24 protein-coding genes are annotated in these 26113 nt (G+C 70.2%); 13 read left to right on the forward strand and 11 right to left on the reverse strand.

Annotated features, from left to right (window positions below; genetic code table 11):
- Positions 1 to 17: 17 nt before the first annotated feature.
- The 3 genes from ACZZ9K_RS14990 to ACZZ9K_RS15000 are packed head-to-tail and all read right to left on the reverse strand — an operon-like array spanning position 18 to position 4077.
- The gene (locus ACZZ9K_RS14990) at positions 18 to 2162 is read right to left on the reverse strand and encodes a dipeptide ABC transporter ATP-binding protein (protein WP_463444470.1); all 2145 of its coding nucleotides are present in this window, start codon (positions 2160 to 2162) and stop codon (positions 18 to 20) included.
- Positions 2155 to 3093, reverse strand: coding sequence for an ABC transporter permease (locus ACZZ9K_RS14995; RefSeq protein WP_463444471.1), 939 nt, complete (start codon positions 3091 to 3093; stop codon positions 2155 to 2157). Before ACZZ9K_RS14995 ends, ACZZ9K_RS14990 begins: the two co-directional genes overlap by 8 nt.
- 3 nt (positions 3094 to 3096) lie before the next feature.
- Positions 3097 to 4077 (reverse strand): ABC transporter permease, encoded by a 981-nt coding sequence (locus tag ACZZ9K_RS15000; protein ID WP_214561384.1) that lies wholly within the window; start codon positions 4075 to 4077, stop codon positions 3097 to 3099.
- Between the two features lie 255 nt (positions 4078 to 4332).
- On the opposite strand from ACZZ9K_RS15000, the gene ACZZ9K_RS15005 reads away from it, so the two are divergent.
- A complete protein-coding gene (locus ACZZ9K_RS15005; RefSeq protein WP_463444472.1) occupies positions 4333 to 6051 on the forward strand; it encodes an ABC transporter family substrate-binding protein in 1719 nt (572 codons plus the stop codon).
- 166 nt (positions 6052 to 6217) lie between these two features.
- Here the strand turns inward: ACZZ9K_RS15005 and ACZZ9K_RS15010 are convergent, their stop codons facing one another.
- The 3 genes from ACZZ9K_RS15010 to ACZZ9K_RS15020 all read right to left on the reverse strand — a co-directional run bounded on the left by ACZZ9K_RS15010 (position 6218) and on the right by ACZZ9K_RS15020 (position 8172).
- Entirely contained in the window at positions 6218 to 6673 is a 456-nt protein-coding gene (locus ACZZ9K_RS15010; RefSeq protein ID WP_463444473.1) for a hypothetical protein, read from the reverse strand.
- A gap of 193 nt (positions 6674 to 6866) precedes the next feature.
- On the reverse strand, positions 6867 to 7346 hold the full coding sequence (locus ACZZ9K_RS15015) for a peroxiredoxin (RefSeq protein WP_463444474.1): 480 nt from the start codon (positions 7344 to 7346) through the stop codon (positions 6867 to 6869).
- 76 nt (positions 7347 to 7422) lie between these two features.
- Entirely contained in the window at positions 7423 to 8172 is a 750-nt protein-coding gene (locus ACZZ9K_RS15020; protein WP_463444475.1) for a CPBP family intramembrane glutamic endopeptidase, read from the reverse strand.
- Positions 8173 to 8293: 121 nt separating this feature from the next.
- Between ACZZ9K_RS15020 and typA the strand changes: the two genes are divergently transcribed.
- On the forward strand, positions 8294 to 10216 hold the full coding sequence (typA, locus tag ACZZ9K_RS15025) for a translational GTPase TypA (RefSeq protein ID WP_027464562.1): 1923 nt from the start codon (positions 8294 to 8296) through the stop codon (positions 10214 to 10216).
- Between the two features lie 120 nt (positions 10217 to 10336).
- Here typA and ACZZ9K_RS15030 read toward each other — a convergent pair whose 3' ends face one another.
- A complete protein-coding gene (locus ACZZ9K_RS15030; protein ID WP_463444476.1) occupies positions 10337 to 11227 on the reverse strand; it encodes a hypothetical protein in 891 nt (296 codons plus the stop codon).
- An 84-nt stretch (positions 11228 to 11311) separates the two neighbouring features.
- Here ACZZ9K_RS15030 and ACZZ9K_RS15035 point away from each other — a divergent pair, with 84 nt between their 5' ends.
- The 6 genes from ACZZ9K_RS15035 to ACZZ9K_RS15060 all read left to right on the forward strand — a co-directional run bounded on the left by ACZZ9K_RS15035 (position 11312) and on the right by ACZZ9K_RS15060 (position 17321).
- A complete protein-coding gene (locus ACZZ9K_RS15035; RefSeq protein WP_027464563.1) occupies positions 11312 to 12505 on the forward strand; it encodes an amidohydrolase in 1194 nt (397 codons plus the stop codon).
- 117 nt (positions 12506 to 12622) lie between these two features.
- Positions 12623 to 13171, forward strand: a complete 549-nt coding sequence (locus tag ACZZ9K_RS15040; RefSeq protein WP_138802731.1) for a hypothetical protein — start codon at positions 12623 to 12625, stop codon at positions 13169 to 13171.
- Positions 13172 to 13190: 19 nt separating this feature from the next.
- On the forward strand, positions 13191 to 14375 hold the full coding sequence (locus ACZZ9K_RS15045; RefSeq protein ID WP_463444477.1) for a PIG-L family deacetylase: 1185 nt from the start codon (positions 13191 to 13193) through the stop codon (positions 14373 to 14375).
- 35 nt (positions 14376 to 14410) lie between these two features.
- Entirely contained in the window at positions 14411 to 14728 is a 318-nt protein-coding gene (gene fdxA / locus ACZZ9K_RS15050; protein ID WP_017887060.1) for a ferredoxin, read from the forward strand.
- Positions 14729 to 14739: 11 nt separating this feature from the next.
- A complete protein-coding gene (gene dapC, locus ACZZ9K_RS15055) occupies positions 14740 to 15858 on the forward strand; it encodes a succinyldiaminopimelate transaminase (RefSeq protein ID WP_463444478.1) in 1119 nt (372 codons plus the stop codon).
- Positions 15859 to 16022: 164 nt separating this feature from the next.
- Positions 16023 to 17321, forward strand: coding sequence for a citrate synthase (locus ACZZ9K_RS15060; protein ID WP_081827170.1), 1299 nt, complete (start codon positions 16023 to 16025; stop codon positions 17319 to 17321).
- Between the two features lie 733 nt (positions 17322 to 18054).
- On the opposite strand, the gene dapD is transcribed toward ACZZ9K_RS15060, so the two are convergent.
- Positions 18055 to 19020 carry a 2,3,4,5-tetrahydropyridine-2,6-dicarboxylate N-succinyltransferase gene (dapD, locus tag ACZZ9K_RS15065; protein WP_463444479.1) on the reverse strand — a complete coding sequence of 322 codons (966 nt, stop codon included), beginning with the start codon at positions 19018 to 19020 and terminating at the stop codon, positions 18055 to 18057.
- A gap of 119 nt (positions 19021 to 19139) precedes the next feature.
- Between dapD and dapE the strand changes: the two genes are divergently transcribed.
- From dapE to ACZZ9K_RS15085, 4 genes are all read left to right on the forward strand, one after another.
- Positions 19140 to 20222 (forward strand): succinyl-diaminopimelate desuccinylase, encoded by a 1083-nt coding sequence (gene dapE / locus ACZZ9K_RS15070; RefSeq protein WP_027464567.1) that lies wholly within the window; start codon positions 19140 to 19142, stop codon positions 20220 to 20222.
- Positions 20207 to 21451 (forward strand): hypothetical protein, encoded by a 1245-nt coding sequence (locus ACZZ9K_RS15075; RefSeq protein ID WP_463444480.1) that lies wholly within the window; start codon positions 20207 to 20209, stop codon positions 21449 to 21451. The genes dapE and ACZZ9K_RS15075 overlap by 16 nt, the downstream gene beginning before the upstream one ends.
- A 139-nt stretch (positions 21452 to 21590) precedes the next feature.
- Positions 21591 to 21761, forward strand: coding sequence for a DUF3117 domain-containing protein (locus ACZZ9K_RS15080; protein ID WP_017887054.1), 171 nt, complete (start codon positions 21591 to 21593; stop codon positions 21759 to 21761).
- A 123-nt stretch (positions 21762 to 21884) separates the two neighbouring features.
- Positions 21885 to 22604, forward strand: a complete 720-nt coding sequence (locus ACZZ9K_RS15085) for an AAA family ATPase (RefSeq protein ID WP_027464568.1) — start codon at positions 21885 to 21887, stop codon at positions 22602 to 22604.
- A gap of 27 nt (positions 22605 to 22631) precedes the next feature.
- Here the strand turns inward: ACZZ9K_RS15085 and ACZZ9K_RS15090 are convergent, their stop codons facing one another.
- The gene (locus ACZZ9K_RS15090; protein WP_027464569.1) at positions 22632 to 23264 is read right to left on the reverse strand and encodes an O-methyltransferase; all 633 of its coding nucleotides are present in this window, start codon (positions 23262 to 23264) and stop codon (positions 22632 to 22634) included.
- A gap of 64 nt (positions 23265 to 23328) precedes the next feature.
- Between ACZZ9K_RS15090 and ACZZ9K_RS15095 the strand changes: the two genes are divergently transcribed.
- The gene (locus ACZZ9K_RS15095; RefSeq protein ID WP_027464570.1) at positions 23329 to 23697 is read left to right on the forward strand and encodes a Sec-independent protein translocase family protein; all 369 of its coding nucleotides are present in this window, start codon (positions 23329 to 23331) and stop codon (positions 23695 to 23697) included.
- 99 nt (positions 23698 to 23796) lie between these two features.
- Here ACZZ9K_RS15095 and ACZZ9K_RS15100 read toward each other — a convergent pair whose 3' ends face one another.
- Positions 23797 to 25095, reverse strand: coding sequence for a carbohydrate-binding protein (locus ACZZ9K_RS15100; protein ID WP_463444481.1), 1299 nt, complete (start codon positions 25093 to 25095; stop codon positions 23797 to 23799).
- 163 nt (positions 25096 to 25258) lie between these two features.
- Positions 25259 to 26107 carry a class I SAM-dependent methyltransferase gene (locus ACZZ9K_RS15105; RefSeq protein WP_173035779.1) on the reverse strand — a complete coding sequence of 283 codons (849 nt, stop codon included), beginning with the start codon at positions 26105 to 26107 and terminating at the stop codon, positions 25259 to 25261.
- Between the last annotated feature and the right edge of the window lie 6 nt (positions 26108 to 26113).

A 26113-nucleotide genomic window follows, 5' to 3' on the forward strand; every position in this document is an offset into this window, starting at 1 on the left:
CGGCGTGACCAGCGTCGTCAGACGACCGCGCCGACCCGCTCGGTGAGCAGGTGCTCCTGGTCGGTCTGGATGCAGGCGACACCACGGCCGTGCACGGGCTCGAGACCCGGGTCGATCGTGCGGCACTGCTCCTGGCGGCCCTCGTCGAGGAGCTGGTAGAGCGGGCAGCGCGTGCGGAACCGGCACCCGTCGATGCGCTCCGTGGGGGAGGGCAGGTCGCCGTCGAGCAGGATGCGCCCGCGAGCGGCCTCGGCCATGGGGTCCGGCACCGGCACGGCCGACAGCAGGGCCCGCGTGTACGGGTGCTGGGGGTCCGAGAACACCGCGTCGCCGTCGCCGTACTCGACGATGCGGCCGAGGTACATGACCGCGACGTCGTCGGCGATGTGCCGGACCACGGACAGGTCGTGCGCCACGAACAGGTACGACAGCCCGAGGCGGTGCTTGAGGTCCTCGAGCAGGTTGATCACACCGGCCTGCACCGACACGTCGAGCGCGGAGACCGGCTCGTCGAGCACCAGGATCTTCGGCTCGACGATGAGGGCACGGGCGATGCCGATACGCTGCCGCTGGCCGCCCGAGAACTCGTGCGGGTACCGGTCGATGTAGCTCGGCTCGAGCCCGACCAGCTCGAGCACCTCGCGCACCCGCCGGCGGATCTCGTCCTTCGCGACACCGTGCACGGTGAGGGGTTCACCGATCACCGAGCCGATGTCGAGCCGGGGGTCGATCGACGCCATCGGGTCCTGGAACACGACCTGGATGTCGCGGCGCAGTGCCAGACGGTCCTTCTTGGACAGCGAGGCGGTGTCGACGCCGTTCACCCGGATGGTGCCGTGCTGGGCCCCGGCGAGTTCGAGGATCTCCATGATGGTGGTCGTCTTGCCGCAGCCGGACTCGCCGACCAGGCCGAGCACCTGCCCGCGCTTGAGCGTCAGGGAGATGCCGTCGACGGCGTGCACCTCGCCGATCTGCCGGCGGAACAGTGCGCCCTTGGTGAGCGGGAACGTCTTGACCACGTCCTGCAGCTCGAGCACGACGTCGTCGCCGTGGTCGACGGCCGCCTCGGGGACGTCCTCGGGGCGGGGGAAGATCTCCGAGCGCTCGAGGGTGCCCGCGGCGATCTCGTCGCGACGGATGCACGCGGCGGTGTGGTCGTCGAGCAGGGTGCCGTTGCCGATCGTCGTGACGGCGCCGGTCAGGACCGGGTTGTCGGCGCTCTGCGGCACCGACGGAGCGACGAGGGCGGGCTCGCCGTCGCGGCAGGCGTCGATGACGGCGGGGCAGCGGTCGGCGAACGGGCAGCCCGTCGGCTTCTGCGTGAGCAGGGGCGGGCGGCCGTCCAGCGGGACGAGCCGCTCGGTGCGGGCAGACGTCATGTTCGGCATCGAGCGGAGCAGCCCGATCGTGTACGGCATCACCGGCTCGCGGAACAGGGGGAGCACCGGCGCCGTCTCGACGATCCGGCCCGCGTACATCACGGCGACGCGGTCGGCGTTGCCGGCGACGACGCCCAGGTCGTGCGTGATGAGCACGACGGCCGCGCCGGTCATGTCCTTGGCGGTCTGCAGCACGTCGAGGATCTGCGCCTGGATCGTCACGTCGAGCGCCGTGGTGGGCTCGTCCGCGATGATCAGCTTCGGGTCGTTCGCGATGGCGATGGCGATCATCGCGCGCTGTCGCATGCCGCCGGAGAACTCGTGCGGGAACGCGTCGAGTCGTCGAGCCGGGTTCGGGATGCCGACGATGCGCAGGAGTTCCTCGGCGCGGGTGCGTGCGGCGTGCTGGGTGAGGGAGCGGTCGTGCAGGCGCAGGCCCTCGATGATCTGCTGGCCGATCGTGTACACCGGCGTCAGGGCGGACAGCGGGTCCTGGAACACCATCGCGATGTCACGACCGCGCAGCGCCGACATCTCGCGGTCGTTCCTGCCGACGAGCTCCTGTCCGTCGAACCGGATGCTGCCCTGCACCTGGGCGGACGACGGCAGCAGGCCCATCACGGCCATCGAGGACACCGACTTGCCGGAGCCCGACTCGCCGACGATGCCGAGGAACGAGCCGGGAGCCACCTCGTAGTCGACACCCCGGACCGCGTAGACGGGCTTGGTCTTCGGGTTGAACGTGACCGACAGGTCGGACACGGTGAGCAGCGGCTCAGTCACGGTTGGCTCCGGAGGTGGGGTCGATGGCGTCGCGCAGGGCGTCGCCGAGCAGGCTGGTCGAGAGCACGGTCGCGACGAGCGTCGCGGCGGGCAGGACGAAGAGCCACGGGCGGGTGACGGCGGACTGGCTGCCGGCGGCGAGCAGGGTGCCGAGCGAGACGTCGGGGATCTGGATGCCGAAGCCGAAGAAGCTCAGCGAGCTCTCCGCCAGGATCGCGGCACCGACGCCGAGCGTGGCGTCGATGATGAGCAGCGACGCCACGTTCGGCAGGATGTGCCGCCGGATGATCGTGAACGCCGGGACACCCATGAACCGGGCGGCCTTGACGTAGTCGCGTTCGCGCAGCGACATCGTCTGACCGCGGATCACCCGGGCCATCACCATCCAGCTGAACACCGCGAGGCCGACGATGAGGGCCACCCACGTCAGGTTCTTGAACACCGGGCTGAGCAGCACGAGCGCGTAGAACGACGGGATCACGAGCAGCAGGTCGATGACCCACACGAGCAACCGGTCGGTGACGCCGCCGAAGTACCCGGCGATCGCGCCGACGATGCCGGCGATCAGGGTCGCCGCCGGACCGGCGATCAGGCCGATGAGCAGCGACTTCTGCAGGCCGACCAGGGTCTGCGCGTAGATGTCCTGGCCGATGTCGTTCGTGCCGAACCAGTGCGCGGCGCTCGGCGCCATGCCGAACGCCAGCCCGTCGGAGTCGACGGCGTTCCAGTGGTACGGGTACGGGCCGAGGAACGCCCAGAGGATGATGAGGAGCAGGGCGCTGCCGCCGATGCGCGCGCGCCAGGTGCCGAACACCTTGCGCCAGAGCGGGGTGCGGCCGCCCTTCACCTCGATGACGTGCGCCGGCGTACCGGCGTTGCCGTCGCCGGGGTCACCGGCGGTGGTCGTGGTCGTGGGGTCGAGAACAGACACGGGTCACACCCTCACTCGCGGGTCGAGCGCGGCGTACAGCAGGTCCGCGAGGGTCCCTGCGATGAGCACGAGGATCGCCGTGAAGAGGATCGTGCCCGACGCCGCGTTGATGTCGTTGTTGCTGATGCTCTGGACGAAGTACTCGCCCATGCCGTGCCAGCTGAAGACCAGTTCGGTGATGCTCGCACCGGTCAGGATGAGTCCGAACGAGTACGCGAAGAAGGTCGACATCGGGATGAGGGCGACCCGCACACCGTGGCGCATGATCGCCGACCCGCGGGTGCGGCCCTTCGACCGTGCGGTGCGGATGAAGTCGTTCGACAGCACGTCGAGCATCGCCGAGCGCTGGTAGCGCGAGTACGTGGCGACGGCGCCGATGGTCAGCGAGATCGTCGGTAACAACAGGTGCCCGAGCCGGTCGCCGAGCACCGGGAAGAACCCGGTCACCCCCGGCGTGTACTCGCCGGTGAACCGGATCACCTGCGTCCCGACGCCCTGGTTGAGCGTGGTCGCGAGGATCATCAGCACGACCGCGATGACGAAGGTCGGGGTGGCCAGCACCGCGAACGACAGGTACGTCGACACCTGGTCGGACGTGCGGTACTGCCGGACCGCGTTCCAGACGCCGAGCAGCACCCCGAGGATCGCGCCGAGCAACGTGCCGATCACGAGCAGCCGCAGGCTCGTGCCGGAGCGGGCGATGATGTCGGCCGTCACCTCGGTGCCGCGGCTGCTCATGCCGAGCGAGCCGTGCGTCACCAGACCGACCCACCAGTCCCAGGTACGGACGAGGAGCGGGGTGTCCGGATCGGCGCCGAGCTTGCGGAGCGACGCCTCGATGGTGCCCTGCGGCACGGCCGGGTTGCGCCCCAGGAACCGGGCGGCCGGGTTGAGCGTCGTGCTGGCGAGGATGTACCCGAGCGTGGTCGCCACGATCGTCAGGACGATGTAGTTGACGATCCGCTTTGCGATGAAGGCGAGCATGTGGTTCGTGACCTCTGGGTGCGGCCGTCCGACCGGACGGCGTTGTCGGTGGCGACAGGCTAGCCGTTCGAGCGGCTGGGTGGGACAACGGAAGTGACGCTATGCAACATTCGTTACGAGCGTGTTTCGATTCATCGCACAGACCCTTGTGCCGCCTTCGGATGTGGCTAGGGTTCTCAACCAACAGGCGCGACGGCGGGGGCCGCCGCGGTCCAGCGCGATCTGCGCGAACCACAACGAAAGGGAATCCTCGCCATGCGAAAGAGGATCAAGGGCATCGCCGTCCTGGCCACCGCTGCGGCTGCTGCCGTCGTGCTGGCCGGCTGCTCCGGCGGCGGAGAGGCCGGCGGCGACAACTCCGCGGTCGCCGAGTCGTCGCTGAAGTCGACCGGCTGGACCGTCGCGGACCGCGCGGACGTCAAGGACGGCGGGTCGATCACCCTGCCGATCGACAGCGCACCGGCGAACTTCCAGATCAACAACCTCGACTCCGGAACCGTCGACGACCAGACGATCTCCGGTGCCTACCTGCCCGGCTTCATCCAGTTCAAGGAGAACGGCGAGTGGGAGGCGAACAAGGACTACGCGACCTCGGTCGAGCTGACCAAGGACTCGCCCCAGACCGTCGAGATCAAGATCAACCCGAAGGCCGTGTGGTCGGACGGCACCCCGATCAGCGCGAAGGACGTCATCGCGAACTGGAAGGCGCTGAACGGCACGAACAAGGCCTTCGCGCCCCTCGCCACCAACGTGTGGGAGGACGTGGACTCGGTCAAGCAGGGCTCCGACGAGCGTGACGTCATCATGACGTTCTCGAAGACCAACGCCGACTGGGCGAGTGTCCTGGGGTCCATCTACCCGTCCTGGGCGGTCGACACCCCGGACCACTTCAACAAGGCCTGGGCGAAGGGCCCGTACGCGGCCGACGGCACGACCTACGTGTCCGGTGGCCCGTACATCGTGAAGTCCTTCGACGCCAACGGCGGCGTGCTCACGTTCGAGAAGAACCCGAAGTGGTGGGGCGACGAGGGCAAGCTCGACACGATCGTCTTCAAGACGGTGTCCCGTGACGGTGTCGCCCAGGCGTACGGCAACAAGGAGCTCGACGCCTTCAACCTGAACGGCAGCGCCGACAACCTCAAGACGGCGAACTCGCGCTCCGACTCGAAGATCGAGCGCTCGCTCGGCACCACGCAGCGCCAGATCACGCTGAACGGCACCTCGGACGTCTTCAAGGACCAGGACGTGCGCCAGGCGTTCGCGCAGGCGATCAACCGCAAGGTGGTCGCCCAGGCGATCCTGTCGCCGGTGAAGAGCCCGGGCGACGTGCTCAACAACCTGACCTACCTGCCTGGTCAGGACGGCTACCAGGACGACGCGTCGAGCGTCTACGGCTACAGCACCGACAAGGCGAAGTCGAAGCTCGAGGACGCGGGCTGGAAGATCGGCTCGGACGGCTACGCGACCAAGGGCGGCAAGGAGCTCGACGTCCGCTTCGTGATCCCGTCGGACAACCCGAACTCGGCGAACGTCGCGCAGCTCGTGCAGCAGCAGACCAAGCTCGCCGGGTTCAAGGTGACCATCGACACCGTGCCCACCGACGACTTCTTCACGAAGTACATCACCACGACGACGCGTGACTTCGACGCCACGTACTTCGCGTGGCAGGGCACCCCGTTCCCGATCTCGTCGCTGAAGTCGATCTACTACCCCGCCGACGCCGGCCAGAACTACTCCGGTGTGACGGACGACTCGCTCGGCGCGGCGTGGGACAAGGCGAACGCCGAGCTCGACCCGGATGCCCGCATCAAGGACGCGCAGGCCATCGACAAGAAGATCGTCGCGGTCGCCGGCACCATCCCGCTGTTCGCCGAGCCGTACGCCTGGGGCGTGCGCAAGGACCTGGTGAACTACGGTCCGGCGCAGTTCCAGCAGTACTCGGTCAAGTGGCAGGACGTCGGCTACACGAAGTAGTCGGTACCGCGTCCACGAACGACACCCCCGACGTCGCACGACGTCGGGGGTGTCGTTCTGCGTCGTGACCGCTAGAACCGTGCCGCCGCCAGCGACGCCGCGACCCCGAGGACGACCATCGCCAGGATCGTCCAGCCGTGGGTGCGGTGCGTGATCGGCGCAGCCGTCACGCTCGACGGGGCGGGCCGTCCTGCACGGCCGGTGCGGGCACGTGGGCCAGCATCCGCGCGGCCGCAGCGTCGACGTCCAGGCGATCCGGGCCTCCCGGCTGGTCACCGGAGTGCGCGGCGAGACGCGCCGTCGGGCGGGTCGCGATCCAGACGCGACGGACGCCCTCGCTGGTGACCACCTCGATGCCGTACTTCGTGCGCACCTCGCTGATGCGTGACCAGGTGTAGGTGCTGGTCCGCCGGACGTCCACGATGCGCAGGTGCTCCGGCGTCAGCTCGATCCGGGGACGCCACAGCGCTGCCCACGCGACGAACGCGACGGCGATGCTCGGGATCGGCACGAGCCAGGGGGCGCCGCCGCCGAGCAGCGCCAGTGGGACGAGCACGACGGCCACGACCCAGAGGACGACGGCGAGGGCGCGCAGGCCGGGGGCGACGATGGTGGTGGGCACCGGACGAGGGTACGAGATGCCTCCCCGGAGACGCCCGGGGAGCGGGTGTGACACACCGGCGCGTATCTCCGGACGACCCGATTCCCCGGGGAGGCAGATCCTGGACGGACCCTCGTGCCGTCCATGGTCGTCGCCCCCAGTTGGGGTGTCAATACCCCATCTCGGCGCACTCAGCGGACTCCCACGCCGGGGGCTACGAAACGAGCAGTTCGATCTGTTCGCGGATGGTCTCGGCCTTCGGGAACCGCAGGCCGACCAGGCCGACGTGCCGCCACCGGACCACGCCGTCGGGGCCGATCACGAAGACCGAGCGGCGCAGACCGATGCCCGGTGCCTGCACCCCGTAGGCGCGGACCACCGAGCCCGCGGTGTCGCTGAGCAGCGGGAACGCGAGCGAGGACCCGCGGGCGAACCCCTCGTGCGAGTTGAGTGCCTGCGGGCTGATGCCCCACACGGTCGCGCCGAGGTCGGTGAACTCGTCGAGTTCGGCCTGGTAGCTGCAGAGCTGGGCCGTGCAGACCGCCGTCGCGTCGCCCGGGTAGAAGGCCAGCACCACGGTGCGGCCGATCTCGGCGGACAGGTCGTACTCGTCGTCGGTGCGGACGCCGCCGCGCACGACCATCCCCGGCAGGGTGAACGACGGGGCGGACTCGCCGATCGCGGGGATGCTCATGGGTCTCACGGTAGGGCGACCCGGCGGGGGTTGGCCCTCGGCGCGCTGTGCGGGGGCTGTGGATGCGCTCCGCGGCCTACGAGAACAACTGCGGGAACGCGTGCGCCACCCAGGGGTACCCGACGAAGACCACCGCGTCGAGCAGCGCGTGCGTGATGACGAGCGGCAGGAGCCGGCCCCACCTCGTGTAGATCCAGCCGAACACGACGCCCATCACCGCGTTGCCGATGAACGCCCCGAACCCCTGGTACAGGTGGTAGCTGCCGCGCAGCAGGGCGGTCGACAGGATCATCTGCCAGCGGCCCCAGCCCAGGTCGCCGAGTCGGGCGTAGAGGTACCCGATCACGATCACCTCTTCCTGCAGACCCGAGCGGATCGCGGACAGCAGCAGGACCGGGACCGTCCACCAGTACGAGTTGAGCGCGGCGGGGTCGACCGCGACCGTGATGCCGAGCGCCCGCCCCGCGAAGTACAGCGCGAGCCCCGGGATCCCGATGCACAGGGCGATGAGCGCCGGGCCGCCCAGGTCCGGCTTCGCCCGGAACCGGTCGATGCCGAGCCGGCCCAGGCGCGGTCGCGACGTGCTCCAGAGCAGGTAGCAGACGAGCGCCACCGGGGCCAGGTCCACCGCGATGCCGAGGAGCTGCCGGGCGAGGTCGACGTACTGCACCGTCGTCGACGAGGTGTTCAGGGCCGTCGACTGCTCGCCGAGCGGGGTCGTCTGGGACAGGTCGTCGATGATCTGCAGGATCGAGTAGAGGGCGCTGGCGCCGAGCGAGAGCAGCAGGACGATGGTGATCTCGACCCACGTTCGCCGACGGCTCATGCGCTGTACTCCTGTCGCTTGCGAACTACCGGTAGACTGGCGTGTCGGGCGTTCTGCCCACGGGTGCGGTGCTGTGAAAACACTGGCCCGACACTCTCCCAGAAATTGAAGGATGTCCTGTATGGCGCTCGCCACCCGGTCCGACCTGCGCAACGTCGCCATCGTGGCACACGTCGACCACGGCAAGACCACCCTCGTCGACGCGATGCTCACGCAGACCAACTCGTTCGACGCCCACTTCGAGGGCGAAGACCGGATGATGGACTCGAACGACCTCGAGCGCGAGAAGGGCATCACGATCCTCGCGAAGAACACGTCGGTGCTCTACAACGGCAAGCACGCGACCGAGTTCGGCGCGGACGGCCCCATCACCATCAACGTGATCGACACGCCCGGCCACGCCGACTTCGGTGGTGAGGTCGAGCGCGGCCTCTCCATGGTCGACGGTGTCGTGCTGCTCGTCGACGCCTCCGAAGGTCCCCTGCCCCAGACCCGCTTCGTGCTGCGCAAGGCGCTCGCCGCGAAGCTCCCGGTGATCCTGCTCGTCAACAAGACGGACCGGCCCGACTCCCGCATCGACGAGGTCGTCTCCGAGTCGCAGGACCTGCTCCTCGGCCTGGCCTCGGACCTGTCGGACGAGGTCGACGACCTCGACCTCGACGCGATCCTCGACGTCCCGGTGGTCTACGCCTCGGGTCGCAACGGCGCCGCGTCGCGCAACAAGCCGAACGACGGCGAGCTGCCCGACAACGACGACCTCGAGCCGCTGTTCGAAGCGATCCTCCAGCACGTCCCGGCCCCGAAGTACGACGACGAGCACCCGCTGCAGGCGCACGTCACGAACCTCGACGCCTCCCCGTTCCTCGGTCGCCTCGCGCTCCTGCGCATCTTCCACGGCACCATGAAGAAGGGCCAGACGGTCGCGTGGGTCAAGCACGACGGCACCGTCGTCAACGCCCGCATCACCGAGCTCCTCATCACCAAGGCGCTCGACCGCTACCCGGCCGAGTCGGCCGGCCCCGGTGACATCGTCGCCGTCGCCGGCTTCGACACGATCACCATCGGCGAGACCCTGACCGACCCCGAGGACGTCCGCCCGCTGCCGACCATCACGGTCGACGACCCGGCGATCTCGATGACGATCGGCACGAACACCAGCCCGCTCGTCGGCAAGGTCAAGGGCCACAAGCTGACCGCCCGCATGGTCAAGGAGCGCCTCGACCGCGAGCTCGTCGGCAACGTCTCGCTCAAGGTCCTCGACATCGGCCGCCCCGACGCGTGGGAGGTCCAGGGTCGTGGTGAGCTCGCACTCGCCATCCTCGTCGAGCAGATGCGTCGCGAGGGCTTCGAGCTCACCGTCGGCAAGCCGCAGGTGGTCACGAAGCGTGACGAGAACGGCAAGCTGCAGGAGCCGTACGAGCACATGACGATCGACACGCCGGAGGAGTACCTCGGCGCGATCACGCAGCTCATGGCCGCTCGCAAGGGCCGCATGGAGAACATGACGAACCACGGCACCGGCTGGGTGCGCATGGAGTTCATCGTCCCGTCGCGCGGCCTCATCGGCTTCCGCACGTCGTTCCTGACCGAGACCCGCGGCACCGGCATCGCCAACGCGATCTTCCACGGCTACGACGAGTGGGCCGGCGCGATCCAGACCCGCATCAACGGCTCGATCGTCTCCGACCGCTCCGGTGTGGTGACGCCGTTCGCCATCACGAACCTCCAGGAGCGGATGTCGTTCTTCGTCAACCCGACCGAAGAGGTCTACGAGGGCATGGTCATCGGCGAGAACTCGCGCGCCGACGACATGGACGTGAACATCACCAAGGAGAAGAAGCTCACCAACATGCGGTCGGCGAACGCCGACACGTTCGAGTCGATGACGCCGTCGCGTCAGCTCTCGTTGGAGGAGTGCCTCGAGTTCGCCCGTGAGGACGAGTGCGTCGAGGTCACCCCCGCCGCCGTGCGCATCCGCAAGGTCGAGCTGGACGCGTCGGCTCGCCAGCGCTCCTACGCGCGTCTCAAGCGCCAGGACGCGTAAGCACCAGCACGAGCAACACTCGCGGAGGCCCGTCCTCCGTCCGACGGCCCGGTCACCTGCAACAGGTGGCCGGGCCGTCGTCGTCCCGACGCTGATCCGCAGCGCGGCGCAGGGTCAGCGTCAGACCACTTCGCAGGCGATGCCCGAAGCGACCTCGAACGCCTTCCCCGGCCCGTCGATGCGCACACCGAACGCGTTGACCTGCACGCGGAACTCGGTCGTCGTCCCGGTCGGGTACGCGACGAAGAGTTGCCCGCGGCGCATCGCCGGCGAGGTGCAGCGGACGTCGACGCTCCGCGCACTGGTCCAGGAGCTGCTGATGCCGGCGGTGAGCCAGTCCAACGACTGCCCCGTCGGATTGACGGACCCGTTGAGGGTGACCGAACTCGTCACCGTCTTCGTCTCGGCGATGGAGCAGGTGATGTCGTCGGTCAGGACGTGACACGAGGTCAACGGTCGGAGCTTGTCGATCACACCGGGGTGGGTCGCGATGTGCTGTACGGCTCGGTGGGCGCCGCTGGAGGACACGCCAGCTGAGCACCTCGGGTCGGAACCGGACTTGTCGAACACGAACTCGACACCCGTGCCGGATGCCTGTGCCATCGACGTCCACGGGACGCTCGACCGGGAGAGCTCGAGACCAAGGTTCTGCCACTGGCCGTTCTGCACCATTGCATCCCGCGACGGCTCCCTCTGGTCGAGGGTCGTCTGACCGACGAAGTTCTTGCCGTAGACGTACGCGTTGATGTTGCCCTTGCTCCGGCCGTTCGCGGTGATCCGGTACGAGTCGACCGTCGTCGTCCACCGGGTGCCGTCACTGGCGAGTGTCAGGCGCGCTTCGCCGGTCATGCCGCCTGCCGAGCACGACACCGTCGTCTCGGTCGAGGGCATGTCGGCGAGCGAGGTGGCGATGCCTGCTCCGGACGGAGGGGCGATGGCAGCCGCAGCGGGCGCAGCGGCGATCAGGGTGCTCGTCAGGGTGAGCGCGGACACGGCCAAGGTGGTGGTCATTGAGAATTTCACATGACACGTTCTAGCAGTGATGTGCCGACTTGTGAAGATGTTCAGCTGCCCGAGAGTTGTACCGTGGTGCGCGTGACTCTCGACCTGCTTTCGATCTACCAGGACCTGCACGCCCACCCGGAGCTCGGCTTCCAGGAGCACCGCACCGCCGGTGTCATCACTGCGAAGCTCGCCGAGATCGGTGGGATCGAGGTGACGACGGGCGTCGGCGGCACCGGCGTCGTCGGTGTCGTGTCGAACGGCGAGGGCCCCGTGGTCTGGCTCCGCGCCGACATGGACGGCCTGCCCGTGCAGGAGCGGACCGGTCTGTCCTACGCCAGCGAGCACGTCGGCACCGACGACGAGGGCCGCGAGGTCCCCACCATGCACGCCTGCGGCCACGACATCCACGTCACGTGGCTGCTCGGCACGCTCGAGCGCCTGGTCGCGACCACGGGGGACTGGCGCGGCACGGTCGTCGCCGTCTTCCAGCCCGCTGAAGAGGTCATCTCCGGCGCCCGCGCCATGGTCGAGGACGGCCTGGTCGAGCGGTTCCCGAAGCCGGACGTCGTGCTCGGGCAGCACTCCGCGCCCGCACCGGTCGGCATCGTGGCCGTCGGCACCGGCCCCGTGATGGCGTCGAGCGACCGGCTGACGGTGACCTTCAACGGTCGTGGGGCGCACGGTTCGGCACCGCAGGCCTCGCTCGACCCGGTCGTCACCGCGGCCTCGGCCGTCGTGCGGCTGCAGACCGTCGTCGCCCGCGAGGTCTCGCCGAGCGACGCGGGGGTCGTCACCGTCGGCAGCTTCCACGCCGGCACGCGGGCGAACATCATCCCCGACGAGGCCGTCATCGAGATCTCGACCCGGGCCCGCAACGAGGAGACCCGCCAGCGCATCATCGCCTCGATCGAGCGCATCGTCCGTGCCGAGAGCACGGCCGGTGGTCTGTCCGAGCCGACGATCGTGCGTGCACCGGGCGCCGAGGTCACCGTGAACGACGCCGAGGCCGCCGCCACCGTGCTCGAGGCCATCCGCGCCGAGGTGCCGGGAGCCCGCGACCTGGAGATCGGGCTCGCCATGGCGTCGGAGGACGTCGGCCAGCTCGCCACCGCCGCCGGAGCGCCGCTCGTGTACTGGTTCACGGGGATCACCGACCCGGAGCGCTTCCGTCGCGGCGAGGAGATCCCGAGCAACCACTCGCCGTTCTACGCGCCGCAGGCCGAGACCGCGATCCCGGTCGGCGTCGACGCCCTGGTCGCGGCGACGCGCGCCTACGTCGCCTGACACGTCCTTCGGGAAGGAGGCCCGGGGCGGCCCCGCCGCGCACGTGACCGCCCCGGGGACGGCACGTTCACAGCCAACTCGCGCCGGGCCTCCCGGCTCGTCCGTTACGGTCGCGCCATGCGTTCCCTCCGTACCCCGCTGATCGCCGCCGTCGCTGCCGGCATCGCCCTGGCCGGACTCACCGGCTGCTCGACCCAGGCCGTGCAGCAGGCCACCGACCTCGGGTCCTCCGTCGCGTCGAACGTCGCCGACGGGGTCGCGGGCATCGACGGCAAGGCGATCCAGGACGGCATGTCCTCGGTCGCCGGGGGCATCGACGGCGCGCTCGACACGGCGCTCAAGGGCGCGGACGTGACCTCCGACGGCAAGGTGCCGGACGGGTTCCCGTCGGCCGACGTGCCGCTCGTCGACGGCACCGTGCTCGGCGGGGGAGCCGGGCCGAACGGCTCGGGGTGGGTCGCGCAGGTCCGGGCAGCCTCGGTCGACGACTTCCAGGCCGCCGTGCAGCAGCTCACCGACGCCGGGTACACCGAGTCGGCGAAGCGTGCGGACTCATCGAGCGCGTTCGGCATGTTCCGGAGCGACGCCTACCGAGTCGTCCTGACCTTCTCGGAGAACAAGGACAGCGGCGGCGTCACCGCGACCTACATCGTCACGCCCCGCTAGTCCCGTACCCTTGGGGACGATGTCGAAGGCCCCTGCCACGCGCCCCGAGCGCGTCCTGATCGTGCACGCCCACCCCGACGACGAGACGCTCTCGTCGGGCGGGACCATCGCGACCCTGCTCGAACGTGGCGCGGAGGTGACCGTGCTCACCGCGACCCGGGGCGAGCGCGGCGAGATGCTCACGGAGCAGTTGGCCCCGCTGGCGGGCGACCCCGCGCGGGTGGCACGGCACCGGGAGACCGAGATCGCCGCGGCCCTCGCCGCCCTCGGCGGGCCGCAGCACCTGTGGCTCGGCGGGCGCGGTGCCCGGCCGACCGACCTGCCGGAGCGTCGCTACGTCGACTCCGGCATGCAGTGGGGCCCGGACGGGCGGGCCACCGCCGCGGACGACGCCCCGGCCGACTCGCTCACCGCGGCCGACCTGGGCGAGGTCGTGGACGACATCCGCGCCGCGATCCGCTCCACCGGGGCCGACGCCGTGATCAGCTACGCCGACGACGGCGGCTACGGGCACCCCGACCACGTGCGGATGCACCACGCCGCGCAGTACGCGGCTCGAGCCGAGGAAGTCCCGTTCTCGATGATCGTCGACCCCGCCAGCGGTCAGGCCGACGTCACGGTCGACGTCCTGCCGGTCCGGGCCAAGGTGCGTGCGGCGGTCGAGCAGTACCGCTCCCAGGTCGCCGTCGACCCCGTGGACCGCGCCGACCCGAGCGCTCTGTCGTGGGTGATGCCGCACGGCGTCCGGCAGCACGCCCCGGCGGTCGAGGCGTTCCGGCACGACGCGGCCCCGCAGCCGGCGGCTCCGCAGACCTACGCCGAGATGTCCGGCCAGGGCAAGGCCGCGGCGGTCGTCGTCTCGCTGCTGCTCGGGCTGCTCGCGGGCGGGCTCGGGACGGTCACGCACCAGCAGACGATCGGCGCGTTCCCGGTCGGACTCGTCGTCACCACCCTCATCGTGCTCGGCCTGACCGTGGGCGTGCGGCTCGTCTACCGCTCGCGGGCGATGGTCGCTGCGATCGGCATCGGGATCCTCGTCGCGACGCAGGTGCTCGTGTCGGTCGGCGGGGAGAGCTCGCCGCTCGTCCTCGCCAACGCGGCCGGGTACGTGTGGACGTTCGCCCCCGCGGTCATCGCCGCCCTGGTCCTCGCGTGGCCGGACCTGTCGGGGCTGCGGTCCCGGACGGCCCCGGGCCGCGAGTAGACTCGAACCCGCTCGTCGAAGGGAGCACCCGAACCGTGACCTACGTGATCGCCCAGCCCTGTGTCGACGTCAAGGACCGCGCCTGCATCGACGAATGCCCGGTCGACTGCATCTACGAGGGTGACCGCTCGCTCTACATCCACCCCGACGAATGCGTCGACTGCGGTGCGTGTGAGCCGGTCTGCCCCGTCGAGGCCATCTACTACGAGGACGACCTGCCCGACCAGTGGGCCGACTACTACAAGGCCAACGTCGAGTTCTTCGACGAGGTCGGGTCGCCCGGCGGTGCCGCGAAGGTCGGCGTGATCCACAAGGACCACCCCGTCGTCGCGGCCGAGCCCGTCCGCGGCTGACCGGACACCTCGTGGCGCTCGACCTCCCCGACTTCCCCTGGGACCAGCTCGTCCCGTTCAAGCAGCGCGCCGCGGCGTACGAGGGTGGCATCGTCGACCTCAGCGTCGGATCGCCCGTCGACCCGACGCCCGAGGTCGTCCGCACTGTCCTGGCCACCGCGACCGACGCGCACGCCTACCCGCAGGTCGCCGGCACCCCGGCGCTGCGGCAAGCCATCGCCGACTGGTACGGCCGTCGGCACGGCGTCGCCCTGACCGAGGCGAACGCGCTGCCGACGATCGGCTCGAAGGAGTTCATCGCGGGCCTCGCGCTCTGGCTCGGCATCGGCCCCGGTGACACCGTGGTGTTCCCGGCCGCCGCGTACCCGACCTACGAGCTCGGCGCCGCACTGGTCCGCGCCGATGCCCTGGCCTCGGACGACCCGACGGCGTGGCCGTCCACCACGAAGCTCGTGTGGCTGAACTCCCCGGGCAACCCCGACGGCCGCGTGCTGACCCTCGACGAACTCCGTGCCGCCGTGGTCCGGGCCCGCGAGCTCGGAGCCGTCATCGTCGGCGACGAGTGCTACGCCGAGCTCGGGTGGGACCCGGAGTACGCCACCACCCCGACGCCCACGATCCTGGACCCCCGGGTGGTCGGTGACTCGCTCGACGGCGTGCTGAGCGTGTACTCGCTGTCGAAGCAGTCGAACCTCGCCGGCTACCGTGCGGCCTTCGTCGCCGGTGACGCCGCGATCCTGGCCGACGTCCTGGCCGTCCGGAAGCACGCCGGGCTCATGCCGCCACTGCCCGTGCAGCAGGCCATGGTCGTCGCGCTGCAGGACGAGACCCACGTACAGCAGCAGAAGGCCCGCTACCGGGCCCGCCGGAACATGCTCCGGCGAGCACTCGAGGACGCCGGTTTCCGGATCGATCACAGCGAGGCCGGGCTCTACCTCTGGGCCACCCGTGGCGAACCCGCACTCGACACCGTGGCCTGGCTCGCCGACCGCGGGATCCTCGTCGCACCGGGCACGTTCTACGGCGCAGCAGGGGGCGAGCACGTCCGCGTGGCCCTGACGTCGACCGACGAACGCATCGCCGCGGCGGCGCAGCGACTGGCGAGCAGCCGTCGCCTCGGTACCGCGTAGCACGGGCACGAGTACTCCGGGCGGGGGCCGCAATCCGTGAGGACCACCAAATCGTCACCTGGGATGTGTGCACGACCGACAGGTGCCGCGATTAGGCTGTCCTCGTGACTGACACTGCCAATGACGCTCAGAAGACGGCCACACCGCCCACCACGCCCGTCCCCGTGAGTCCCGCCGCCGAACAGCAGGGCGCGACCGCGACGCTGACGTTCCCGGGCGGCACGGCGGAGTTCCCGATCCTGCAGAGCGTCGACGGCGCGTCCGCGATCGACATCTCGACCTTCAAGAAGCAGACCGGGATGAACACGCTCGACTACGGGTTCGTGAACACCGGTGCGACGAAGAGCGCGATCACCTACATCGACGGCGACCAGGGGATCCTGCGCTACCGCGGGTACCCGATCGACCAGATCGCCGGCAACTGCACCTTCCTCGAGGTCGCGTGGCTCCTGATCTACGGCGAGCTGCCGACTCCCACCGAGCTCGAGCAGTTCGACGCCCGCATCCGTCGGCACACCCTGCTGCACGAAGACCTCCGCCGCCTGTTCGACGCCCTGCCGCACTCGGCGCACCCGATGTCGGTGCTCTCGAGCGCCGTGAGCGCCCTGTCCACGTACTACGAGGACGACATGGACGTCGACGACCCCGAGAAGGTCGAGCTGCAGACCGTCCGGCTCCTCGCCAAGCTCCCGGTGATCGCGGCCTACGCCCACAAGAAGGCCATCGGGCAGGCGTTCCTGTACCCGGACAACTCGCTGTCGTTCGTCGACAACTTCCTGCGGCTGAACTTCGGCACCATGGCCGAGACCTACAAGCCCAACCCGGTGCTCTCGAAGGCTCTCGAGCGGCTCCTCATCCTGCACGAGGACCACGAGCAGAACGCCTCGACCTCGACGGTGCGCATGGTCGGCTCGACGAAGGCGAACATGTTCGCCTCGATCTCGGCTGGCATCAACGCCCTGTACGGCCCGCTGCACGGCGGTGCGAACGAGGCCGTGCTCGAGATGCTCCAGCAGATCAAGGACTCGGGCGAGCCCGTGACGCGCTTCGTCGAGCGGGTGAAGAACAAGGAGCAGGGCGTCAAGCTCATGGGCTTCGGGCACCGCGTCTACAAGAACTACGACCCGCGCGCGAAGCTCGTCAAGGAGTCCGCGCACGAGGTCCTCGAGTCCCTCGGTGTGCAGGACGACCTGCTCGACATCGCGATGGAACTCGAGCAGATCGCGCTCGAGGACGAGTACTTCGTCAGCCGCAAGCTCTACCCGAACGTCGACTTCTATACCGGCATCATCTACAAGGCGATGGGCTTCCCTCCGCGGATGTTCACCGTCCTGTTCGCGATCGGTCGTCTGCCGGGCTGGATCGCCCAGTGGCGCGAGCTGAACAACGACCCGCTGAACAAGATCGGTCGCCCCCAGCAGCTCTACGTGGGTGCGCCCGAGCGCGACGTCCCCTCGCGCTGATCGACTCCGAGCGCCCCGCCCCACGGTTCCGTGGTGCGGGGCGCTCGTGCTTGTGCGCCGCCTGGCGAGTGTCGCCGTCCCGTCCGTGCTCGTCGTTCGTTGAGCGGGCGAAACACCCGGGCAGCCTGCGTGCGCACGCTGACATTTCGCCCGCTCGCGGGGCGGCGGGACGCGCCGCTCGGCTCTGCCGAGTGGTCGTGAACTGTCGTTCGGAGGGTGTCGAACCGACGGTTCGTGCCCCCTCGGCGCCCGCGGACGGTGTGTTGTGACCGCTCGCGGGGTGGGGCAGTGGACGCAACGACCTGGAGGCTCGGTGGCGGTCTCGTGAACGGACGCAGGGCCTCCAGCGCGGGCGTGCCGGGCGCGGGGCGCCGGGACACGCCGCTTGGCTCCGCCGAGTGGTCGCGAACTGTCGTCCGGCGGGTGTCGAACCGACGGTTCGTGCGCCCTCGGCGCCCGCGGACGGGGTGTTGTGACCGCTCGCGGGGCGGGGTGGGGCAGTGGACGCGACGACCTGGAGGCCCGGTGGCGGTCTCGTGGACCGGCTCCGGGCCTCCAGGCGGGGGTTTCGGGCGCGGGCCGGCGGGACGCGCCGATTACCTTCGCGGAGTGGTCGTGAACTGTCGTTGGGCGGGTGTCGAACCGACGGTTCGTGCCCCCTCGGCGCCCGCGGACGGCGTGTCGTGACCGCTCGCGGGGCGGGCCTCCGGGCGCGCGGGCCGGGCGCGGTGCGCTACGCGTGCAGCGCGGTGTTCAGCTGGATGCCCTCGCCCTTGCGCTGCAGTGCCTCGACGGCGCCGCTGACGCTGTTGCGGCGGAACAGGATGTTCGGGGTGCCGGAGAGCTCGGCGGCCTTGACGGTCTTCGGGGTGCCGTCGGGGTTCGGGGCGGCGCCGACCAGCACGACCTTGGTGCCGGCCGTGACGTAGAGACCTGCCTCGATGACGGAGTCGTCGCCGAGCGAGATGCCGAGGCCCGCGTTCGCGCCGAGCAGCGCGCGTTCGCCGAGCGCGACACGGTGCGTGCCTCCGCCGGACAGGGTGCCCATGATCGAGGCTCCGCCGCCGATGTCGGTGCCGTTGCCGACGACGACGCCCTGCGAGACGCGGCCCTCGATCATGGCGTCGCCGAGGGTACCGGCGTTGAAGTTCACGAAGCCCTCGTGCATGACTGTCGTGCCCGGTGCCAGGTGTGCGCCGAGGCGGACCCGGTTCGCGTCGCCGATCCGCACGCGGTCCGGCACGACGTAGTCGAGCAGGCGCGGGAACTTGTCGATCGCGTGCACGGCGATGCCGGCGCGCTGCAGGGACGGGCGCAGGCGCGTCAGGGACTCGGGGTGCACCGGGCCGGCGTTCGTCCACGCGACGATCGGCAGGTGGCCGAAGACGCCGTCGAGGGAGACCTCGTTCGGGCGGACGTGCAGGTGGCTCAGCAGGTGCAGGCGGAGGTACGCGTCCGGGGTGCTCGTCGGGCCGGCGTCGATCGCGATCTCGGTGGTGACGGCCTCGATGCGGACCTCGCGGCGGGGGTCGTCACCGACGTGCGCCTGCAGCTCGGCGGGGAACACGGCGTCGGCGGGCAGCGCGCCGAGGTGCGTCTCGGGGTACCAGGTGTCGAGCGTCGTGCCGTCGGCGGCGATCGTCGCGAGGCCGTGGCCCCAGGCGTGGGTCGGGCGGTCGGTGGCAGTCGTGTCGGTCACGGCTCCAGGGTACCGAGCGCCGGTCGGCGGGCACCGTCCGTCCGGACTGCCGGGGCGGTCGGGTCGCCGACCGTCCGGACTGCCGGGGCGGTGCGAGGGGCGGCCGGTAGGCTGCCCGCATGCCGGAGCACCTCGACCTCACCGCCTCGTCCATCGACATCACCCGTGCCATCTGCGACATCGAGTCGGTGTCCGGCAACGAGCAGGCTCTCGCCGACGCGATCGAGGCCGTGCTCGCACCGCTGCCGCACCTCGAGGTGATCCGTGACGGCGACGCGATCGTGGCGCGGACGAACCTGGGCCGCGACCGCCGGGTCGTCATCGCCGGTCACATCGACACCGTCCCGCTCAACGACAACCTGCCGACCGAGTTCCGGACCGCCGAGGACGGCACCGAGATCCTCTGGGGCCGCGGCACCGTCGACATGAAGGCGGGCTGCGCGGTGCAGCTCAAGCTCGCGTACGACCTGGTCGACCCCTCGGTCGACGTCACGTGGGTCTGGTACGACCACGAAGAGGTGAGCGACGCCCTGAACGGCCTCGGCCGCCTGGCCCGGACGCGACCCGAACTCCTCGCCGCCGACTTCGCGATCCTGGGCGAGCCGTCCGGGGCGCAGATCGAGGGCGGGTGCAACGGCAACCTCCGCGCCGAGATCCGCACGTTCGGCAAGCGCTCGCACAGCGCCCGGAGCTGGATCGGCGACAACGCCATCCACAAGACCGCCCCGATCCTGGCCACCCTGGCCGCGTACGAGCCCCGTACGGTCACGGTCGACGGGCTCGAGTACCGCGAGGGCCTGAACGCGGTCGGCATCAGCGGCGGCATCGCGGGCAACATCATCCCGGACGAGGCGATGGTGCACGTGAACTACCGGTTCGCCCCCTCGCGCTCGGCCGACGAGGCCGTCGCCCACATCCGCGAGCTGTTCGACGGGTACGAGGTCACGATCGTCGACCTCGCCGCCGGTGCCCGCCCCGGTCTCGACGCCCCGCTCGCGCAGGACTTCGTCGCGGCCGTCGGCGGACCGGAGCCCCGTCCGAAGTACGGCTGGACCGACGTCGCACGCTTCTCGGCGCTCGGGGTCCCCGCGGTCAACTACGGCCCCGGCGAGCCGGTCTTCGCCCACCACGACGACGAGCAGGTCCCGGTCGCGCAGATCACCGCGGTCGAGGCCGGGCTGCGTCGGTGGCTGACGGCCTGACGACGGCGGGGGCCACCCGGAGGACCCCTGCTCGGAACCGCTGGCGGGCCCGGTACCGGGTCGTCCCGTGGTGGGTGCGCATCACGGTCGTCTACGTGCTGGCGCGGCTGGTGACCGGTGCCATGATGCTCGCGTTCGCGGGTGTGCAAGCGGCGAACTCGTTCACCGTGCAGAGCCCGGGCTACCTGTCGTTCGCGTCGATCTGGGACGGCGCCTGGTACCGCGTGATCGCCACGGGCGGGTACCCGTCGACGCTGCCGGTCGACGCCGCCGGGCACGTGACCGAGAACGCGTGGGCGTTCATGCCCGCGTACCCGTTCCTGGTGCGCGGGCTCATGCTGCTCACCGGAGCGTCGTTCGAGTTCGTCGCGGTCTCGGTGTCGTTGCTCGCGGGACTCGGTGCCGCGCTGGTGTTCCGACGGCTCATGGGCCGGTTCCTCGACCCCGCACGGGCGACGTTCGCCACGGTGCTGTTCTGCGTCGCACCGGTGTCCGCGATGTTCCAGGTGGCCTACGCGGAGTCGATGGGCCTGTTCCTGTTGCTCGTCGCGCTGCTGCTCATGGTTGATCGACGGTGGTGGGCGATGCTGCCCGTCGTGCTGCTGCTCGGCATGACGCGGCCGACGGGCCTCGCCTTCGCGTTCCTGGTGGTGCTCTTCGTGGCCGCGTGGGCGATCCGGCCGGCGTGGGTGCGCTCGTCGGAGCCGCTCACCCTCCGCCGACTCGTGCCCCCCGCGGTGGTCGCCACGGTGTCGGGCCTGGTCGGTCTGGCGTGGCCGGCGATCGCGTGGGCGGTCACCGGGGTGCCGAAGGCCTACACCGACACCGAGCTCGCCTGGCGGTCGTCGTACATCGGGTGGAAGGAACTCGTGCCGTTCGCGCCGTGGGTGCAGGGGTTCGGGTGGTGGTTCGGGCAGCCGGCCGGCGCGGTGCTGCTCGTCGTCGTGCTCGTCGGGTTCGCGGCGTTCGTTTGCATGCCCGCCGCACGCCGGATCGGTGTCGAGCTCCGGCTCTGGGGCGTGGCGTACCTCGTGTACCTGCTCGCGGTGTTCTTCCCGCAGTCGAGCACGTGGCGCATCCTCGTACCGATCGCGCCGTTGCTCGGCATCGTCGCGTTGCCACGGTCGCGGGTGTACCGCGTGGCCGTCGTCGTCGCGTTCGTCGGGCTGCAGTGGGTCTGGCTGTACTACACGTGGTGGGTCGACGGCTACGACTGGACCCCGCCGTGATCGGTGCGGGGGCCCGCGGATCCGCGTTCTGCGGAGCATCCGGACGGCACATCCGACACCCCCAACCTGGGCGGTTTCGCAGTTGCCCCCTCCATACGGGATAATGGGGCTGCATTTACTGCACGAAAGGGGACATCTGATGGCAGCCATGAAGCCGAGGACCGGTGACGGGCCGATGGAGGCTGTTAAGGAGGGTCGACTCATCATCGTGCGGGTTCCGCTCGAAGGTGGAGGCCGCCTGGTCGTCTCGGTCAACGATGCCGAGGCCAAGGAACTCCACGACGCACTCGCTGAGGTCGTCTCGGCCTAGTACGTCGAAGCACCAGAACGGAAGGCCCGGAGCGTGTACGCTCCGGGCCTTCCGTCTGTCCGCCGACGATCCCGCGGCTGGGGGATCCGCGGCGCTGCCGGTCGGCTCCGGCAGGATGGGGCCGTGCCGAGGACGAGACTGCCGATCCGCCGCGTCGAGGAGTACGCGCCAGACCCGATGCCGCGCGACGTCTGGCCCGCGACGCTCGCGCCCGTGCGGCAGCTGCTCGACGACGGGCTCGACCTCGCTCCGGTGACGGTGCTGGTCGGTGAGAACGGCGCGGGCAAGTCCACCCTGGTCGAGGCGATGGCGCTGGCCTTCGGCATGGGGCCCGAGGGTGGTTCGACGAAGTCCGGGCACAGCACCCGCCCGAGCGAATCGCAGCTCTGGGAACACATCGCCCTGCACCGGGAGCCCGGCGCGGTGCGGTCCGGCTTCTTCCTGCGCGCGGAGACCATGCACGGGGTGTTCACCTACCTCGAACAGCACCCCGGGGGAGCCGAGCCGCTGTTCCACGAGCGGAGCCACGGTGAGTCGTTCCTCGACTTCGTGATCCACCGGTCGCAGTGGCCCGGGCTCTGGATCCTCGACGAGCCGGAGTCCGCCCTGTCGTTCTCGGGGTGCCTGGCGCTGATCGGACTCCTGCAGTCCATCGTCGAGACCGGTGTCGGCCAGGTCGTGCTCTCGACCCATTCACCCGTGCTCGCCGCCTTCCCCGGTGCCGAGATCCACGAGGTCGGCGAGTGGGGCCTGCGCCGCACCGGATGGCGCGACCTCGACCTGGTGCGGAACGAGCGTGCGTTCCTCGAGTCGCCCGAGCGGTACCTGCGGCACCTGGACTGACGTGCGCGAGCGCCGGCGGGTCGAACGCTAGTTGGTGACCTTCGTCAGCTGCAGCAGTCCGTCGCCGGCGGGCGACAGTGCGCTGCGCACTGCACCCGAGGTCGAGACCTCGGTCAGGAGCAGCCGGAAGTCCGTGGTGGCGCGGTCGCGCTTCACCGGGTCGGCCACGCGTCCGCGCCAGAGGGCGTGCGGCACCAGGACGGTGCCACCCAGGCGGGCGAGCCGCAGCCCGTGCTCGACGTACTCGATCACGTGCTCGGGGTCGGCGTCGACGAGCACGACGTCGTACGAGGCCTCGTTCATGCGGGGGAGCACCTGGTTCGCCCGACCGGGGATGAGCCGGATCCGTGCGGGAGCGGTGCCGGCGCTGATGTAGGCGTCGCGGGCGAACTGCTGGTGGTCCACCTCGACGTCGATCGTGGTCAGGGTCGCGTTCGGGGCGCCGGCGAGCAGGTAGAGGCCGGAGACCCCGAGGCCGGTGCCGATCTCGATGATGCTCGTCGCACGCGATGCTGCGGCGATGACGGCGATCTGCGCACCGATCGCGGGCGAGATCGCTTCGACCCCGAGTTCCAGGGAGTGCTCACGAGCACGGGCGATCGCCTCGGTCTCCGAGACGATGTCCTCGGCGAACTTCCAGTTCGACTCTTTCTCTGACACGCACACTCCGTTCGGGAGACAACTCTAGAGGTGCAACGCAGCAGCACGCGTTAGGCTCGCTCGCGTGGACATCCCGCTCGACAAGATCCTGATCATCGGGGTCATCGGCGTCCTCTTGCTCGGGCCGCAGCGCCTGCCGATGTACGCCCAGAAGCTGGCCGAGTTCGTCAAGGCCGTTCGTCGATTCGCCGACACCGCGAAGGAGCGGATGCGCGACGAGATGGGCCCCGAGTTCGACGACATCGAGTGGCAGAAGCTCGACCCGCGTCAGTACGACCCGCGCCGCATCATCCGCGACGCCCTGCTCGACTCCGGCACGAGTGCCGCAGCCGTCCAGACCGCGCAGGTGACGGCCTCCAAGGTGCGCGCGACGGCTCCCGTCGTGCCCCTGGCCGCCGGTGAACCGGCACCCTTCGACGCCGAGGCGACCTGACGCCCGTCACGTCCCCACCTGACGGACTGGAGGCCCGGTGCCAGCTGGCACCGGGCCTCCCGTCCGTCACGGGGTCGCGTCGCGACGCCCGGTCCTTCCCTACTTCAGGGCCGCCAGGAAGCGGTCGGTCCAGGCGAGGGCCGTGGTGCCTGCCACCGAGCTGCAGGTGGGTGACGCGGTGCTCTGTGCCGTCGGGCAGGGGGTGTCGCGGTCGAGCGACCAGGTGTGCACGCCCGCGAGCCCGTGGGACTTGGCGTACGCGGCGACGGTGTCGGCGTCCGCGAGGGTGAAGACCTCGTCGGCGGTGTCGTTGACGCCGATCATCGGGGTGACCTCGATCTTCGACGAGGCGATCCCGTAGGTGTGCTGCAGGTTCGTGACCGCCTGGATCGTGGACTGCCCCATCTGACACGTCGACCCGACGATCACGCAGTTGGCCGTGGTCGCGCGTCCGAAGTCCATCGTCATGAGGTTGATCGTGTAGTTCGTGAGCGCGGAGGCCTTGATCGCCTTGACGGTGGCGTCGCCGGTGCTGTTCAGCCCGCCGAACGAACCGTCGGACGCCGCCAGCGTGGCGAGCGTGAACGAGAAGCGCAGGCCGGGGTACTTCGCCTGCGCCAGGGCCGCTGCGCTCACCAGGTTCTGCACGTCCGCGGCGGACTGCCCGCTCTCGATGTCGAAGTCGACGCCGATCATGTGCGGCGAGGCGTAGCGGGCGATGAAGGACTGCAGCGCGGTGCCGGAACACTTGAACGAGCCTGCGGCGCCACCGGTGCTGACGATGTAGTTCACCCCGGCAGCGTCGAGCTTCGCGATGTTGGCGCTGGCGAACGCGTCGGCGGCCACCCCGCCCCAGTTCTCGCTGCCGCAGGTACCGGTGGCGAAGGCGAGGGTGATGGCCTTGAGGCCGGGCTCCCGCGTCGACACGAGGCTGTTGCTCGACCCGACGACCGGGATCCGCGTGCCGGTGACCGCGGTGTTCATGACGTTCGTGTTCCAGTCGAGGTTCACGGTGATGTCCTTGTACGGGCTGAAGACCAGACCGCTCGCGGTGCCGGTGCTGCCGTTGCCGGGCGTGGTGGTCCCACCGCCGCCAGGGGTGGGGGTCCCGCCGCCGGTGCCGCCACCGGTGCAGGTGCCGGACGACGTCCACGGCTGGCCGCTGCCGGTCGCGCCGGAGTGGGTCGCCGGTTCGTCGCCCTGGGTCCACCAGTTCGCGGTGTAGTTCGAGCCGTTCTCGCTGACGGTGGCTCCGCCGTTGTAGGCGGTGCCGGCGCTCCAGGCGGTCGCGCAGGTCGTCGCAGCGAGGGCCGGCGCCGCCGTGAGCGAGCCCCCTGCGACGATGGCGGCGGCGATGGTGGCCACGAGGCCCGATCGCACGCGGGTGTTCTGGTTCACACGGTTCTCCTGTCCTCGGTCGGACGTCGTCGTCCGGCGGGTGGAGCCCTCACGTCACATTCCGCAAGGGCATTGTGTAATGCCCTTGCATAATGCGCCAGGGTAGAACGCCCTGTCCATGAACGAACACACAGGATGCGCCGAACGGACCAGGGGAGTCAGGTCAGTCGCGGGTCGCGACGATCGTGTAGGTGGTCGGCATCCGGTCACGGTCGTGATCCGGCCAGGCCCACGAACCCGTGTCGGTCTCGACCATGCGGGAGCTGAAGCGCCAGGGCAGGGTCCGGCCCTCGTCGAGCCGTCGGAGCCGGAGCCCGGCACCGAGCAGGGCGTTCACGATCTCGGACAGCGGGTGCGGCCACTCGAAGGTGCGGGTGTTCGCCACCGTGCCGTCACCGGCGTAGGTGCCGGCGTCGTCCCACTGCTGCGCGGTGCCGTCCGGGAAGTACCGGTACCGGGTGACGAGCTCGTCGGCGTCCTCGTCGAGGGCGTACAGCGCCGGGTGGCCGTCGCGGATGAAGAACACCCCGCCGGGGCGCAGCAGGCCGGCGACCTGCGCAGCCCAGCGGTCGAGGTCGGGGAGCCAGCAGATCGTGCCGATGCTCGTGTACACGACGTCGAAGTCGCCGGTGACGGCGGCTCGGGCATCGAGGACGTCGGTCTCGACCCAGGTGACGTCGAGGCCGAGGCGCGACGCGAGCCCGGCGGCCGAGGCGAGGGCGGCGGGGGAGAAGTCGACGCCGGTCAGCCGGGCACCCTCGCGGGCGAGCGACACCGTGTCGGTGCCGATGTGGCACTGCAGGTGGCAGACGTCGAGGCCCGCGAGCGAGCCGTTCGGCAACCAGGGCGTCAGGGCCGGCAGGTCGTCGCGGACGACGTCGGAGCGGTGTCCGGGGTCGGCGAGGGCGTCGATCGCGTACGCGCCCTCGTGGATCGGCACCCGGTCGTCCCAGTTCGCGCGGTTGGTGGCGCGTGCGTGGTCCCAGTCGACATCGACGTGATCGGTGCTCATGACCCC

The sequence above is a fragment of the Curtobacterium sp. AC268 genome (assembly GCF_979258745.1).